Genomic DNA, 13,076 nt, shown 5'->3' with positions numbered 1-13,076 from the left:
TTATGTCATCATGAAAGATTTCTTCGCTCAAATGGCCTCACGGGCGGCACGCGCCTTGGGTCACCCTTTTGCTTTCTTACTCGCCACCGCTGTGGTCATCGGCTGGGCATCTCTAGGGCCCTCCCTCGGCTACTCCGAAAACTGGCAACTCGTCATCAATACGGGGACCACCATCATCACCTTCCTCAGCGTCTTTCTCATCCAGAACAGTCAAAATCGTGAGTCTCTGGCCATGCAGTTGAAACTCGATGAAATCATCCGGGCCATCAAAGATGCACGCAACGAGATCATTGATCTCGAAGACCTTCCTGAAGAACAGCTCGAAAAATTGGCCGCCCAATTTCGCCGCGCAGTTCCAACAGAAAAAACATCTTCCGCAACTTCCCAACAACCATGAATTCACACCCCCTGTTCTCCCTGGTAGCAGGCTTGCTTAGCACGCTGCTCATGGTCTCCTGCGCCGGATCAAAGTCTTACCCGCCACTCGCCACCGTGCCTGAGGTGAATGTCCAGCGCTATGCGGGGCATTGGTATGAGCAATTTCGCCTGCCCAACAGCTTTCAAAAAGACGGAGCCAGCGCCGAAGCCCAATACACCCTCCTTCCAGATCAAAGCCTGCGGGTGGTCAATACTGAGACGCGAGCAGACGGCCGCCAGAAAACCGCCACTGGTCGCGCCACCGCAGTGTCAGGCAGTAGCAATGCGCGTCTCCGGGTAAAATTTGAAGGCTTAGCGTCTCTGGCCCCTGCGGCGGAAGAAGGCAACTACTGGATCCTCCAGCTCGCTCCTGATTACTCCGCCGCCTTGGTTGGCACCCCAGACCGCAACTACCTGTGGCTGCTTTCTCGCCAAGCCAATCTCCCCGATTCCACCCGCCAAAAGTATGCTGATGAAGCGCGCCGACTCGGCTTTAACACCACGCGTCTTCTTTACCGTCCCCGTTAATTTTCACCTTTAAATTCTCACCCTATGAATCCCCACGCCCACCAAGAACCCACTCCCGAACAGGCCCCTGATCTGGATGAATTGCCCATCCATCAACCCGATGAATTCGAAGACGTGCCTCTTCCCCGCAAAGTCACACGTGAAACGGATGCCCTCAGTGACCAGGAAGACCTGAACCATGGCGACGAAGGCATTGATGACCCCGCACCTGAGACCGACGAAATGGGCGACTGATTCACGCTTTAAACAAAAAAGGCGGGCTCCAGATGGGGCCCGCCTTTTTTTTGTTTTCGAATCCACTCAACGCAAAAAGATCACAAGCAAAACGATGAGGAGAATGAGGCCACCGCTCGGGTAATAGCCCCAGCCTGAACTGTAAGGCCAAGTGGGCAATGCACCGATCAAAAGCAAAATCAAGAGAACGAGTAAGATTGTATTCATAGTTAGGCAGGGGTTTCACTTTGAAATCGCTTTCTCTTGGCGCATTGGATGCCACACCCAAACCAAATAAAAAATGACTGCGACCATTGAGCGACTAACAAACGATCTAGTTGTGTTATGAAACCCTCTCTCGGTAGTAAACATGTGGCGATCTTGGCGACCAATGGCTTTGAGCAGTCGGAACTCGAACTGCCGCTGCAAGCACTAGAAAAAGCTGGCGCTAAAGTCAGCATCATCTCTCCTGAAGCCGGGGAGATCCAAGGTGTGCACCACGATGAAAAGGGGGATACCTTCGCGACAGATATCCGTCTAGATCTAGCCGACCCTCTCGACTTTGATGCCCTACTCCTACCAGGGGGCCTAGCCAATCCCGATACCTTGCGCGCGATGCCGGAAGCCATTGATTTCGTGCGGGAATTTGGGCTACAAGGGAAACCTATTGCAGCCATTTGTCATGGTCCGTGGCTGCTCATCGAAGCAGGGCTCGTGGAAGGGCGACGCCTCACCTCCTGGCCAGCGATCCAGACCGATGTGCGAAACGCGGGTGGCGAGTGGGTAGATGCCGAGGTGGTTGTGGACCAGTCCCTCATCACCAGCCGCCAGCCAGAAGACTTGCCCGCCTTCAATCTTAAAATGATCGAAATCTTTGCTCAAGGCGAAGGCACCGTCGTGGGCGTAGGCGCGGTGGCTCCTGAAGAAGATTAATCCTCACCCTCTCACATCTTATGAACTCCGAAGAAGATCCTGTCCAATCATCCACCGCTGAAGCCCTCAACGAACAGATCGAAGTCCAAGCGAAATTGAGAGTTGGTGGAATGTCCATTCAATCAGCCGATGAAATCACTCGCCGCATCGAGGCTTTGGATGCCGAATGGGATATCGAACGCTGGCTAGGTTGCCAAGCCTCTGCCCTGGCTCTGTCAGGTCTTTTGCTGGGCCTTGTCCGTCATAAAAAGTACTTTCTCCTACCTACTTTGGTTCTGCCGCTTCTTCTCAATCATCACCTCAATGGCTGGTGCCCGCCCTTAGCCGTTTTCCGCCGCCTTGGCATTCGCACCCGTAAAGAAATTGATCATGAGAAGTATGCCCTCAAAGCCCTTCGTGGTGACTTCGCCAATATTCCTCCTTTCAATGCGACTGGAGAGCAAAATGCAGCCGCTCAAGCATGGCAAGCCGCCCGGCCATAAAACAGGTCAAGGAATCTCACCTCATCCTTTTTTGGAGAATGTTAAACGCGGATGGGCCTCCACACGCGAATCCTAAAAGATGTCTTCTCCAACTTTTTCCAAAGCTACCACCAGAACCATCATGCGCATCGCGGTGGTAGATGACCACTCCATCATGCGCGCCGTGTATCGGAGCTTGATAGATGACTGCCCAGAACTTCTCATGGCCTGGAGTGCCTCCAACGTTGAGGAAGCGCGGCTGCATATCGAAAAAGACGAGATACCAGACGTCATGATCATGGACGTCACTCTCCCAGACGGTCTCGGTTATGACCTTGTGAAAGAGATCCTTCATCAACATCCCGATTTGCCCATCCTCATGGTCTCTGCCCATGATGAAAAGTCGTACGTCACGCAAGCCTATGAAGCAGGGGCACGAGGTTACCTTGTCAAAGATTCCTCACCTGCAGAACTGATGGATGCCCTGGAGACCGTGATGAGTGGCGAAAGCTATTTCAAACCCGCTCTCGACGCTTAGTCGGCTTATGCCCCAACCTCTGACTTTTCATAATCATGTCCATCAGCAGTCTTTGGCAGGATTTTAAAAAAAGTCAGCCAGGAGAACGATTCGAAGACTTCTATCGTCAGCGCCAGGCGGACCGTAGCTCCAGCTTTCCCTGGAAACGAATCCTGTATGTTTTCTTGGGCATCATTCTCTCCATGGGTGGTGTGGTGCTGTTAGGCATGCCTGGACCTGGGCTGCTGGTCATTGCGCTGGGTTTAGCCCTGGTGGCTGGTGAATCCCTCACTTTAGCCAAAGGCATGGATAAATTGGAGCTACAACTCCGGAAAAAGAGCCAACAATTCAAAGAATGGTGGACTCGTTTGCAACCCCTTCAGCGCGGTCTCGGCATTGCCGCCTGCGCCGCGCTATTAGTAGCCCTTGCAGGTTGTGCATACAGCCTGTGGCTCTAGGCCAAGGGAGTTGTTTATGAGGAGGCTGTGACCCATCACGACCTCATATCACTCTTCATGATCTGCCAGGCCAAAGAGAGGCCCCCGCCACAGGCCAGAAGGAAGAGCAGCATGGCGAAACCGGGGTAGCCAAAAATACGGAAGCTGGTCTCGATCCTCATCAGCATGGAGGCCCCCACGATGAGCGAGGCTAGAATGAGACCTAATGTGATTCGATTGGCCACTTTTTGCAGTCCCGTCATCACCACTTTTTCATCAATCGTGTCGAGATGGATCTTCAACTTGTTGTTAGCCACCACTTCCAAAAATTGGTTCAGGCGCCCAGGTAGTTTTTCGATCAATTCCTTCGCATCCAACAAAGAGTTCAAGAGGTTGCCAGGGGAAAGGCTCTTGAAGGTCTTCGCGCGCATGAGTTCAGCCGAATTGCGGCGAATGGACTCATTGGGATCAAAAGTAGGGTCCAGCGTGCGTCCTACCAAATCTAGATTCAGCAGTGTCTTGCCCAGCATGGTCAGCTCTTCTGGCAAGCTTAGACCAGTGCGTGCGGCGACTTGAGTCACGTGCATGACGATCTTACCCACTTCCAGATTTTGCACCGTTGCGCCTTGTTGCTGACTGACGATTTCCGCAATATCCCGAAGGAAACTAGCCTCATCAAAATGATCTTTTTCCGTTCCCATCGCCTGGGCCACGGCCGCAGCACGGTCACTCTGACCTTCACTGATGGCCAGCAGCAGCTTCAGCAACTGATCCTGCATCTGCGGCCCTACGCGGGCAATCATGCCGAAGTCTAACAAGGCCACCTTGCTATTATCTGCTGTCAGAAAAACATTCCCTGGATGCGGGTCGGCATGGAAGATTCCCAGGATCAGAATTTGATGCAGGTAGGAACGAAAGACTTCCTCAGCCAGAGCATGCCCATCCACCTCCATGCGTGCGATCGGGTGCAACTTGGTGATCTTGCTGCCGTCCACATACTCCATGGTCAGGACCCGGCCTGAGGAGTAGTCATCCACCGGTGCGGGGATGACCAAACGTTTGAAGTCAGAGAGCTTCTCCCGCATGAGCCGCATTGTCTGCGCCTCCTCACGGTAGTCCAGCTCCCTTAGCAGCGCCTTGCGCAGTTCACTGACGATCTTGGTGAATTCAAAACGCTTCCCCGTCTCTGTATGCTTATCCAGAAATTCGGCGATCTCCCCAATCGCAGCCAAGTCTGTGGCCACCTGCTCTCGCACATCAGGCCGCTGCACCTTCACAGCCACTTCCTGCCCGCTACGCAGCACCGCATAATGCACCTGCCCCAAGGATGCAGCCGCCATCGGAACTGGATCAAAGGACTGAAACGCCTTCGAAATCCGTGCGCCAATCTCCACATTCACAATCGCTTCCACCTTCTCATACGGGAAGGGTTGGATGTTATCTTGAAGCATGCTCAGTGCCTCCATGTATGCAGGAGGAATGAAGTCTGAGCGGGTCGAAAGGAGCTGCCCCAGTTTGATAAAAGTGGGTCCTAGCGCTTCCAGATCTTTGGCCAGTTCTTTCGCCCCAGGTGGCACGGGCGGCGGGGGTGCAAAGTCCAGCGGATCATCCACAATCGGAGCACTTTTAACGAGGTCTCCATGGCCATACTTGACCATCAAAGTCAGCACTTGCTTGTAACGCTTCAGGTGTTCTGGATTGAGGGATAGAGTCATGGTGAAAAGGCGTGCATTTAGCAATCGCCTCTCCCCTCTCCCGTGGTCGTACGTAGCTTCTGAAGCTGCCTCCGTAGCAAGGAGATGAGCGCATTTACATCCGCAACGGCGAAATAACCCATGCTGCAAGGGGTACCTTCCCCAGCTTCATCCCAGCGCTGTTGACCTAACCTTTCATGCGTATGCTCCGCCTCCCACATTTCGCTCCATCCCTCTTTGAGGATGAACCTCAAAGCACAGGGCACGGTCTGGCCACACTGGCTCTCACTGCCGCGATTAGCGGCACCCTCGCCGTCATTATCAGCAAGAACTTCCTCGAAACTGAGAGGAAGATCACACATCATATAGAAACTGACTACGGTGTCTGCGATGAAGCCTTCGCGCGCACCATGAGTCACCTTCTCGGCCCGCCATTGGTCGCTGGGAATAAGGTCACTCTCTTGCAAAACGGAGCCGAAATTTTTCCCCGCATGCTCGAGGTCATTCGGCAGGCTAAGTACAGCGTGACCTTCGAGAACTTCGTCTGGACAAAGGGACGGATCGTGGATCAGTTCTCTGCGGCTTTTGCCGAATGCGCCCGACGCGGAGTTAAAGTGCATTTCCTTCAGGATGCCATGGGCTCCAATTGCCTCGACAGCCGCTGCATGCAAGACATGCGTGATGCGGGAGTGGAGGTAGAAATTTTCCGACGCTACAACCTAACTAACTTTAATCATCGCACCCACCGCAAGCTCTTGGTTGTGGATGGTCGCATTGGCTTCGTTGGTGGAGTGGGTATTTCAGACCTGTGGGATGGCCATGGCAACCAAAGTGATCACTGGCGAGATACTCAGTATGAAGTGGAAGGGCCCGTCGTCGCCCAGATGCAGCAGGCTTTCTTGGATAACTGGATGCAGACGCGCGCCCGGGTGCTGCATGGAGATCTTTATTTCCCAGAACTATTCCCCTGCGGCAATACGCCCTGCCAGATCTTCAAGAGCTCCGTCAGTGAAGGTGCAGACAGTGCACGACTCATGTTTCTGCTTTCCATCGCTGCCGCTCGGCAGTCCATCCGCATCGTCAATCCCTATTTCATTCCAGACATGCTCGTGCTGCATTTGCTCAAGGAGGCCAGAGAGCGGGGTGTCAGCGTGGAAATCATCGCCCCGAGTGAGCGTATTGACCAGCGCGTGGTGCGCTATGTGGGACGTGCTCGTTGGGGTGGTTTGCTGCGCAGAGGAGTGCGGTTCTATGAATTCCAGCCGGCCCTGCTTCACAGCAAGTATTTTGTGGTGGATGAACAATGGGTCTCCGTGGGTTCTTGCAATTTAGATGATCGCTCCCTTTGTCTGAATGAAGAGGCCAATCTCAATGTCTGGGATCGTCAATTTGCCCAGCAACATTTTGAGGTTTTTGAAGCTGATAAAAAGCGTTCTCGTGAGATCACCTGGCAAGAGTGGCGTCAACGTCCTCTTCGGGAGAAGATCCTCGGCCATGTGGCGGGTATCTTACGGTCCCAACTTTAACTTCACGGTTCTACGCCTCGCTATTCAGCACCAAGTCCGCAATCAACGGTAAATGATCGGACGCTACCTGAGTCTGTCGATTGTTGGGCACTTCTACTTTCCGGGCGGTGAAATGCCGATTCATAAAAATATAGTCTAACCTCGTCACTGGCCAGCGCGATGGAAAGGTAGAGCGCGGCCAAGAGCGCAACGTCCAGCGCTGCACATCCTTGAGCTGTCTAGTCAGCGTGCGATAGACCAATGACCCCGGCAGAGCATTGAGGTCCCCACACAGCACAAAAGGATGCGTATTGAGACTACCCTTCATCCAGTCGGGCCCTAAAAGGGCTGTGACCTGAGCCAAACGCTCACTCCAACTCAGCCCGAGATGCGTGTTCAATAAGTGCACCGGCCTCCCCTCCACCTCTAGCTCCACCAGCAAAGCTCCGCGTGGCTCAAAAGCTAAACGTGAAGAAGATGTGGGCAGCATCCCTTGCCGCAGCAACGTCATCGGCAGGCGACTCAGCACCGCATCTCCATACTGCTCTGAAAGATGATGCAATGTGGGATGAAAATGATACTCCATTTTCAGAGAATTGGCCAAATGTCTCACTTGATGAACACCCCGGCTGCGTCGGCGCTCCACGTCCAACTCTTGCAGAGCTACCACATCTGGAGCTGCGGCCGCAATGACCGCTGCGATGCGGCTCTCATCCAAAAAACCATCCGTGCCCACGCAGCCATGCACATTATAAGTCATCACTCGCAGGCACCGGGCTTGCACTGGCACGGCTTCATTCATATGCTTTGTCCCTCAGGTGGCGCAGTAGGGCTAGCGACTGCTGGTGGAGGTGCCATTTCACCCATTTGTTTCAGAGCTTCCTCACGATCTTTATCAGTGACGCGTTGGCGATCGTCCTCCACAGCAAGGTCAGCCGCGAGCTGCTCAATCTGATCGGTTCCGCCTAATTGATCCAGTTCGTCTTTGGAGTTTTGATGGGACTTCGTTTTCATGGTGGAAAGGGTTGCCTTAGGATTCGTCATCCGCTCCCTTAATGGCTCTGCATATTTTGTTATACTGCATATCGCCCGGTCTGCATAAAAGTACGTCCAAGCTAGGACGGCATGGCGAATTCATGCTGTAGCAGCCGTGCCTCAAAAACCCAAGAAGTGCGGCAGTCAATAACCCCACCCCAACAAAAAATTCAGTTATGAAAACATCCTTCCTCACCGCAGCTTTTGCAGGTCTCGCTATGCTGGCTACTTCTGTTTCCGCAGCCGACTCCAAGAGCTCCCTCACGCCTGCAGATGAAAAATTCGTCAAGGCCGCTTCACAACATGGCATGGGCGAAGTTCAAATCGCCGCACTGGGCGTCAAAAAAGGTGCTCGTGAAGATGTGAAAGCCCTGGCCGAAAAAATGGTCTTGGCTCACACCACCATGAACACTGAACTGACTGCCCTGGCCAAAGCCAAGGGTGTAGAGCTTTCGACCGTCACAGATCCTGCAGACACCGAAATCCTTAAAGAACTGGAAAACACGAATACAGGCGAAGCCTTTGACAAGGCTTTCTTGAACCGTCTGGAGGCCGATCACAAAGAGGCGATTGATCTCTTCACGGAAGCTTCTGAAGACTCCAAGGATGCCGAAGTGAAGACCTGGGCAGGCAAGGCTCTGCCAGACCTTCGCAATCATCTGGACGCCGTCCAGACCGCCATTAAGAAGTAACCTTCACCTTCAAAAAGAAGCCTGTAGTGCTTCACCCAACTGGCGGTGATGGAGGGACTTTCAGGCCCGGCCATCACCGCCAGCTTCATGTTAAAATTGAACGCTTCTTTGGTTATGCCCACCTTTCTACCCACGAAAAAAACAGCCGCACTGCTCACCCCCGTCTTTGCCATGCGGCGTGCCAATGACATGGGCATTGGCGATACCCGTGCCGTCTTGGAATCCATTGATTTCTGTGCCTCCCACCAGTTCGGCATTCTCCAACTCTTGCCTATTCATGAAACGGTGGGTGACCACAGTCCCTATAACCCCATCAGTTCACGCGCACTATCGCCAGCCTTGTTGACCCTAGAGCCGGACTGGGTGCCTGGACTGACCCAAGAGACTTTAGATTCCCTGGCTCCAGCTTCGTGGCTGGATCAACTTCGTGAGGGACCAGTGAAGCATCTTTCCGTTCATCCACTGAAACTTCAGATCCTGCAGGAGGCCGCCGACCACTTTGAAACTCAGTCAGATCATCCTCCTGAATTGCTGCAGAGTTATGCAGAATTTCAGCTTCAATCTTCGACTTGGTTACCCGGCTACACCCTGTTTCGAACCCTGGTGCAAGAATACGGCGGGAATGCCCACTGGGAGCAGTGGCGGCCTGAACATCATACCGTCGCGGGGGCTGAAAACTGGCTAGCCACCCACCCGGAACGCGAGCGTTTGGAGGCTTGGCGGCGTGGCTTTACCTTCATCCAATGGGTGGCCTGGCGGCAATGGTTGGAAATCCGCCGTTATGCGGACAAAAGGGGCGTCCTTCTCATGGGCGAGATGTCCTTTGGTGTGTCCAGAAATAGTGCGGATGTGTGGCTACACCCCACTTTGTTTGATAGAGACTGGAGCATGGGCACACGGCCAGTGTCGTACTTTGATACCAACAAAGATTCGGAACGCTGGGGGCAGAACTGGGGCCTCCCACCTTATCGGTGGGAAAACCATCGGTCCGAGGACTTTGCCTGGCTGCGAGGGCGCCTGCAATCCGAGGCACAATTTTTCCACCTCTGTCGTCTCGACCATCTGCGCGGCTACTTTCGCGGTTACATGTTTCCCTGGCAGGGTGGTGCGCAGCATGCCGAATTCGCCACCTTAACCGAAGAAGAGGTGAAGCTGAAAACGCACGGGCTGCTGCCACGTTTTGTCCCCGGACCGGACGAACAAGAAAACACCGCCCAGATGAATGATCTGCAAGGGCGTGAAATCATCTCTGTGATGCAGGCGGCCGCTGGAAATATGGGCTTGATCGCTGAGCTCATGGGGCTCATGCCCCCCTACATGCGTCAGGCGCTGGATGACCTGCAAGTGCCGAACCTTACCTTTCCTCTCTTGGAAAAGGACGCCGATGGAAAATTGCTGCATCAGGATACCTTTCGCCCACTCAGCCTGGTGGCGTATGGCAACCATGATCATGCCCCTATCGCAGCGGTTTATAGCCGACTGCATGAACAAAACGGAGAAAACGCAGGCCCGTCCGATGACCTGAAGAATCTTCTGCAGTTTGCCCACTGGGATGAGCCAGCACCTGAAAGCCTCAACAGCCCGCTTCTTTCCGCCCTGCAGAAATCTCTTTTTGAAACCCCCTGTTTGATCGCTGCTCTCATGTGCATGGATGTGATCGGCACGCCCCAACGCTTTAACCTCCCCGGCAGTTATGGCAGCCTCACCTGGTGTGAACGTCTACAAATGCCGTGGGCTGAGTTAGAGAAACATCCTGTGTATGGCCCGCGTATCCAAGAAGTGGAACGGTGGATTCAAGAAACAGGCCGTGCACCCGTGGCATGATCTGACCCTTACCAAAGGTTTTTTCGCAGGCCATACATGCATGAATCCACCGTGCTGCGATTTTGGGTGAAGGCGTAGAACCACCATTCACTCGCTCTACCGTCCTTTACCTTTCTGACCATGTCCCAGGCATCCCATCCGCCCAGCACCCCTGCGCCCAGCAAAGCGACTCAACCCATCCCGGTTGTGTCCGGTTTGCAACGGCAGGCAGGCAAAGAACATTCAGCCTCCTCCCTCAGCGCCCCTCCGCTGGTTTTGGTGGTGGATGACCAATCTAGGAATCTGCAAATGGTGAAAAAAGTGCTCTCCAGTGATGGCTTCCAAGTCGTCACTGCGGAGAGTGGCGAAGAGGCCCTGCGCTGCATCAGCAACCATTGGCCTGACCTCATCCTTCTGGATGTAGCGATGCCTGAAATGGATGGATTTGAAGTCTGCGAACAAATCAAAGCCAATCCGGCCACGCAGAACATCCCGATCATCTTTTTGTCGGGCGATGCGGGCCACCAGTCGGTCATGACCGGTTTTGCCAAAGGCGGCATTGATTACATCTCCAAGCCTTTTAACAAGTCCGAGTTGCTGGCCCGAGTGCGCACCCATGTGGATCTGCACCGCAGCCAAGTGCGCAACATCATGCAAGTGCAGGAAAGGCGACGCACCTTGGATCTCATCGCTCATGAATGGCATAAGCCACTTCAACGCATCTCCCTTTTTCTTTCCACCGTCTATCGGGACATGGAAGAAGCAGATCGTCCCGGCAGCATGCTGGCCCTCAGCAAAGAAGCCATGCGGGAGACACATCGCATGCTCAGCTCGATCGAAGGTTTCCTTCATGAGGAATCTTCAAGCGCCAGTGCATTCCAAGACGGGTCCAGCCCTCAAGGACTCACCACCGACGATTTAAAATCCATGGTGGGCAAATGGTATGTAACGGCCAAGCGCAAGCTGGTGGAACTTGCCCTCACAGCTCCCAGCCGTCCCCTCCCTATCGCGGGTCTTTCCTTTGCCGTGAACCAGATCGTGGATGCAGTGCTTTCGAACGCCGTCAATTTCACCCCTCATGCAGGCCGTATCGAAGTCCGCATCTCTGAAGCGGATGGCCTCATCATCCTGCGCGTGAAGGATAACGGACCCGGTTTTTCAGATGAATACCTGCGCCGTCAGTTCCAGCCCTACATGCATCATAAGGACGGTAGCACCCAGCCGAGCCTAGGCGTCGGCTTAGCTTCCGCGAAACGCATTGCCGACCGTATCAAAGCCACCCTCACTCTTGGCAATCGAAAACGCGGAGCTGGAGGTTACGTCACCGTCACTTTTCCGAGCACGGCCACTAAATTGTCTGATCTCGAACCCACAACGGAAGAGATCCCCGCCTGATTGGAGACCTCTTATCTGCATTGAGTCTGCTCCATCGCCCCATCAATTCGGTGGGGCGACTTCTACCCCCGCAGCATGACCAATGACGGGCAGGCGACCGCCCTCATGGTACGGCCATACAGCGTGGCATTTACGGCAGTAGAACTTTTTGTTAAACAGGCCGAAGTTACTCGCCCACTCAAGCAGCAGTGGTGTGATGAAATACTTCCGTGTAAACTGCGGATACTCCACCGCGAGAGACCCACACTCTGGGCAACTGAAGATGTGGCGGCAGAGAGGCTCATGCCGGTCCTGCATGTCTTGGATCACCCCCACTGCCTGCGCATAATCTTCTTGTAGGACCTGCACGATGGAGAAGGCTTTGGGTTTTGAGAGGAAGATGAAACGCTGGATGTCACTTTCATCATGTGTACGGGCTTTGATACCTGCGTGGCTTAACGCATCGGCTAGGCGCTCAGCTTCATGCATGCTATCCAGAGTGGCGAGATTGATAAAATTCATGATCGTAAAGGGCTGTTTAACAATAATCGCAATCCCAGACCTGCTTGAGCTTGCCCATTTTTGGCACGACCACCTGAAGTGAGTAAAACGATTCGCGTTTTACAAGGTGCACGATTTCAGCCTTGCATTTCGTCAGTACTCTGGGCGGTAAGCACGGATCGCCAAAAACATAAATCGTTGGTTATCAACGAAAATCGAGTTTGGCTCGGGTGGGTATGGGGTTTGCAATGAAGGGAACTGTCACTGCGCACTCACCTTCAGCGCAACCCCTGAAACCCCTTCCGCTACCCATCTTATGAAAATCGCCCCGACCTCCTCCTTCACTGACATGGACGACGAAGCCCTCATGGCCTGCCTCGCAGCCAAAGAGCCAAACGCTCTGTGGGTAGTGCATCAGCGTTATCACTCCATTTTGAAGTCCATCATCATCTCCGTCATTCATGACGAAACCGAAGCTGACGACGTGCTTCAAGAGGTCTTCATCCAGATCTGGACAAATGCAGCCAACTACTCGGTCGAAAAAGGCAAGGCTGCTGGCTGGCTCATCACCTTGGCACGTCGCCGCGCTATTGATCGCCTCCGCCAGCGTCACTCCTACCAGATGGCTACTGAGCGGTTGGAAAAAGCCTCGAAGCCATCGAATGCTTACGAAATCGAAAGCGCTCAGCATGACATCGAGAACCACGACATCCGCAATTATCTCAACAGCCTGCTGCAGACACTGCCGGTCGCGCAGAAGGAAGTCGTCGTGCTCGCCCACCTTCACGGCATGAGCCAGCGGCAGATCGCCGCCGCCATCAGCCTACCATTAGGCACGGTGAAAACCCGCCTGGAATTGGGCATGCGTAAGCTCTGCCACATCGCGGGTGGAATGCAGCATAAAGTGATGTAATCACACTTTCCGTTAGTCTTGTCTGACCGGTTTTTGGAATTTGATTCCGGAAT

General features: G+C 53.8%; 17 protein-coding genes. 12 read left to right on the top strand and 5 right to left on the bottom strand.

All coding sequences use genetic code 11. The features are described from left to right. Positions 1-10 precede the first annotated feature (10 nt). Genes HNQ64_RS05180 through HNQ64_RS05170 form a run of 3 tightly spaced genes read left to right on the top strand, consistent with a single transcriptional unit; the run spans position 11 to position 1,179 of the window. Positions 11-397 (top strand): low affinity iron permease family protein, encoded by a 387-nt coding sequence (locus tag HNQ64_RS05180; RefSeq protein ID WP_184206038.1) that lies wholly within the window; start codon positions 11-13, stop codon positions 395-397. Continuing rightward, complete coding sequence (locus HNQ64_RS05175; RefSeq protein ID WP_184206036.1) at positions 394-945, top strand: lipocalin family protein; 552 nt, start codon at positions 394-396, stop codon at positions 943-945. Before HNQ64_RS05180 ends, HNQ64_RS05175 begins: the two co-directional genes overlap by 4 nt. A gap of 24 nt (positions 946-969) precedes the next feature. Continuing rightward, positions 970-1,179: a hypothetical protein gene (locus tag HNQ64_RS05170; RefSeq protein ID WP_184206034.1), complete on the top strand. Its 210-nt coding sequence runs from the start codon at positions 970-972 to the stop codon at positions 1,177-1,179. 66 nt (positions 1,180-1,245) lie between these two features. Here the strand turns inward: HNQ64_RS05170 and HNQ64_RS05165 are convergent, their stop codons facing one another. Beyond that, positions 1,246-1,386, bottom strand: a complete 141-nt coding sequence (locus HNQ64_RS05165; RefSeq protein WP_184206032.1) for a DUF3309 domain-containing protein — start codon at positions 1,384-1,386, stop codon at positions 1,246-1,248. Positions 1,387-1,503: 117 nt separating this feature from the next. Here HNQ64_RS05165 and HNQ64_RS05160 point away from each other — a divergent pair, with 117 nt between their 5' ends. From HNQ64_RS05160 to HNQ64_RS05145, 4 genes are all read left to right on the top strand, one after another. Further along, positions 1,504-2,091, top strand: coding sequence for a type 1 glutamine amidotransferase domain-containing protein (locus HNQ64_RS05160; protein WP_184206030.1), 588 nt, complete (start codon positions 1,504-1,506; stop codon positions 2,089-2,091). Between the two features lie 20 nt (positions 2,092-2,111). Next, a complete protein-coding gene (locus HNQ64_RS05155) occupies positions 2,112-2,573 on the top strand; it encodes a hypothetical protein (protein ID WP_221305335.1) in 462 nt (153 codons plus the stop codon). A 79-nt stretch (positions 2,574-2,652) separates the two neighbouring features. After that, positions 2,653-3,090 carry a response regulator gene (locus HNQ64_RS05150; RefSeq protein ID WP_184206028.1) on the top strand — a complete coding sequence of 146 codons (438 nt, stop codon included), beginning with the start codon at positions 2,653-2,655 and terminating at the stop codon, positions 3,088-3,090. 35 nt (positions 3,091-3,125) lie between these two features. Then, positions 3,126-3,527: a hypothetical protein gene (locus HNQ64_RS05145; protein WP_184206026.1), complete on the top strand. Its 402-nt coding sequence runs from the start codon at positions 3,126-3,128 to the stop codon at positions 3,525-3,527. A gap of 35 nt (positions 3,528-3,562) precedes the next feature. Here the strand turns inward: HNQ64_RS05145 and HNQ64_RS05140 are convergent, their stop codons facing one another. Further along, positions 3,563-5,221 carry an ABC1 kinase family protein gene (locus HNQ64_RS05140; RefSeq protein ID WP_184206024.1) on the bottom strand — a complete coding sequence of 553 codons (1,659 nt, stop codon included), beginning with the start codon at positions 5,219-5,221 and terminating at the stop codon, positions 3,563-3,565. A gap of 182 nt (positions 5,222-5,403) precedes the next feature. Here HNQ64_RS05140 and HNQ64_RS05135 point away from each other — a divergent pair, with 182 nt between their 5' ends. After that, the gene (locus tag HNQ64_RS05135) at positions 5,404-6,726 is read left to right on the top strand and encodes a phospholipase D-like domain-containing protein (RefSeq protein ID WP_184206022.1); all 1,323 of its coding nucleotides are present in this window, start codon (positions 5,404-5,406) and stop codon (positions 6,724-6,726) included. Between the two features lie 10 nt (positions 6,727-6,736). Here the strand turns inward: HNQ64_RS05135 and HNQ64_RS05130 are convergent, their stop codons facing one another. Both HNQ64_RS05130 and HNQ64_RS05125 read right to left on the bottom strand, forming a co-directional pair. Next, positions 6,737-7,507: an endonuclease/exonuclease/phosphatase family protein gene (locus tag HNQ64_RS05130; RefSeq protein ID WP_184206020.1), complete on the bottom strand. Its 771-nt coding sequence runs from the start codon at positions 7,505-7,507 to the stop codon at positions 6,737-6,739. After that, positions 7,504-7,719 (bottom strand): hypothetical protein, encoded by a 216-nt coding sequence (locus tag HNQ64_RS05125; RefSeq protein ID WP_184206018.1) that lies wholly within the window; start codon positions 7,717-7,719, stop codon positions 7,504-7,506. Before HNQ64_RS05125 ends, HNQ64_RS05130 begins: the two co-directional genes overlap by 4 nt. A gap of 197 nt (positions 7,720-7,916) precedes the next feature. On the opposite strand from HNQ64_RS05125, the gene HNQ64_RS05120 reads away from it, so the two are divergent. The 3 genes from HNQ64_RS05120 (at position 7,917) to HNQ64_RS05110 (ending at position 11,630) form a co-directional block, all read left to right on the top strand. Next, positions 7,917-8,432, top strand: coding sequence for a DUF4142 domain-containing protein (locus HNQ64_RS05120; RefSeq protein ID WP_184206016.1), 516 nt, complete (start codon positions 7,917-7,919; stop codon positions 8,430-8,432). Between the two features lie 114 nt (positions 8,433-8,546). Then, positions 8,547-10,256 carry a 4-alpha-glucanotransferase gene (locus tag HNQ64_RS05115; RefSeq protein ID WP_221305334.1) on the top strand — a complete coding sequence of 570 codons (1,710 nt, stop codon included), beginning with the start codon at positions 8,547-8,549 and terminating at the stop codon, positions 10,254-10,256. Positions 10,257-10,376: 120 nt separating this feature from the next. Then, entirely contained in the window at positions 10,377-11,630 is a 1,254-nt protein-coding gene (locus HNQ64_RS05110) for an ATP-binding response regulator (protein ID WP_184206012.1), read from the top strand. A 42-nt stretch (positions 11,631-11,672) separates the two neighbouring features. Here the strand turns inward: HNQ64_RS05110 and HNQ64_RS05105 are convergent, their stop codons facing one another. Then, the gene (locus HNQ64_RS05105; RefSeq protein ID WP_184206010.1) at positions 11,673-12,131 is read right to left on the bottom strand and encodes a hypothetical protein; all 459 of its coding nucleotides are present in this window, start codon (positions 12,129-12,131) and stop codon (positions 11,673-11,675) included. Positions 12,132-12,426: 295 nt separating this feature from the next. Here HNQ64_RS05105 and HNQ64_RS05100 point away from each other — a divergent pair, with 295 nt between their 5' ends. Then, positions 12,427-13,023 carry an RNA polymerase sigma factor gene (locus HNQ64_RS05100; RefSeq protein WP_184206008.1) on the top strand — a complete coding sequence of 199 codons (597 nt, stop codon included), beginning with the start codon at positions 12,427-12,429 and terminating at the stop codon, positions 13,021-13,023. Positions 13,024-13,076: the final 53 nt, after the last annotated feature.

The organism is Prosthecobacter dejongeii (assembly GCF_014203045.1).
GTDB classification, from domain to species: Bacteria; Verrucomicrobiota; Verrucomicrobiia; order Verrucomicrobiales; family Verrucomicrobiaceae; genus Prosthecobacter; species Prosthecobacter dejongeii.
Note: the sequence above shows the minus strand (reverse complement) of the source record. Positions and strands in the feature narration are given on the sequence as shown.

Coding starts and splice junctions, on each gene's coding strand:
- HNQ64_RS05125 (WP_184206018.1), bottom strand. CDS start 7,719: ATGAAAACGAAGTCCCATCAAAACTCCAAAGACGAACTGGATCAATTA.
- HNQ64_RS05180 (WP_184206038.1), top strand. CDS start 11: ATGAAAGATTTCTTCGCTCAAATGGCCTCACGGGCGGCACGCGCCTTG.
- HNQ64_RS05170 (WP_184206034.1), top strand. CDS start 970: ATGAATCCCCACGCCCACCAAGAACCCACTCCCGAACAGGCCCCTGAT.
- HNQ64_RS05165 (WP_184206032.1), bottom strand. CDS start 1,386: ATGAATACAATCTTACTCGTTCTCTTGATTTTGCTTTTGATCGGTGCA.
- HNQ64_RS05150 (WP_184206028.1), top strand. CDS start 2,653: ATGTCTTCTCCAACTTTTTCCAAAGCTACCACCAGAACCATCATGCGC.
- HNQ64_RS05100 (WP_184206008.1), top strand. CDS start 12,427: ATGAAAATCGCCCCGACCTCCTCCTTCACTGACATGGACGACGAAGCC.
- HNQ64_RS05130 (WP_184206020.1), bottom strand. CDS start 7,507: ATGAATGAAGCCGTGCCAGTGCAAGCCCGGTGCCTGCGAGTGATGACT.
- HNQ64_RS05135 (WP_184206022.1), top strand. CDS start 5,404: ATGCTCCGCCTCCCACATTTCGCTCCATCCCTCTTTGAGGATGAACCT.
- HNQ64_RS05110 (WP_184206012.1), top strand. CDS start 10,377: ATGTCCCAGGCATCCCATCCGCCCAGCACCCCTGCGCCCAGCAAAGCG.
- HNQ64_RS05120 (WP_184206016.1), top strand. CDS start 7,917: ATGAAAACATCCTTCCTCACCGCAGCTTTTGCAGGTCTCGCTATGCTG.
- HNQ64_RS05140 (WP_184206024.1), bottom strand. CDS start 5,221: ATGACTCTATCCCTCAATCCAGAACACCTGAAGCGTTACAAGCAAGTG.
- HNQ64_RS05115 (WP_221305334.1), top strand. CDS start 8,547: ATGCCCACCTTTCTACCCACGAAAAAAACAGCCGCACTGCTCACCCCC.
- HNQ64_RS05105 (WP_184206010.1), bottom strand. CDS start 12,131: ATGAATTTTATCAATCTCGCCACTCTGGATAGCATGCATGAAGCTGAG.
- HNQ64_RS05175 (WP_184206036.1), top strand. CDS start 394: ATGAATTCACACCCCCTGTTCTCCCTGGTAGCAGGCTTGCTTAGCACG.
- HNQ64_RS05155 (WP_221305335.1), top strand. CDS start 2,112: ATGAACTCCGAAGAAGATCCTGTCCAATCATCCACCGCTGAAGCCCTC.
- HNQ64_RS05145 (WP_184206026.1), top strand. CDS start 3,126: ATGTCCATCAGCAGTCTTTGGCAGGATTTTAAAAAAAGTCAGCCAGGA.
- HNQ64_RS05160 (WP_184206030.1), top strand. CDS start 1,504: ATGAAACCCTCTCTCGGTAGTAAACATGTGGCGATCTTGGCGACCAAT.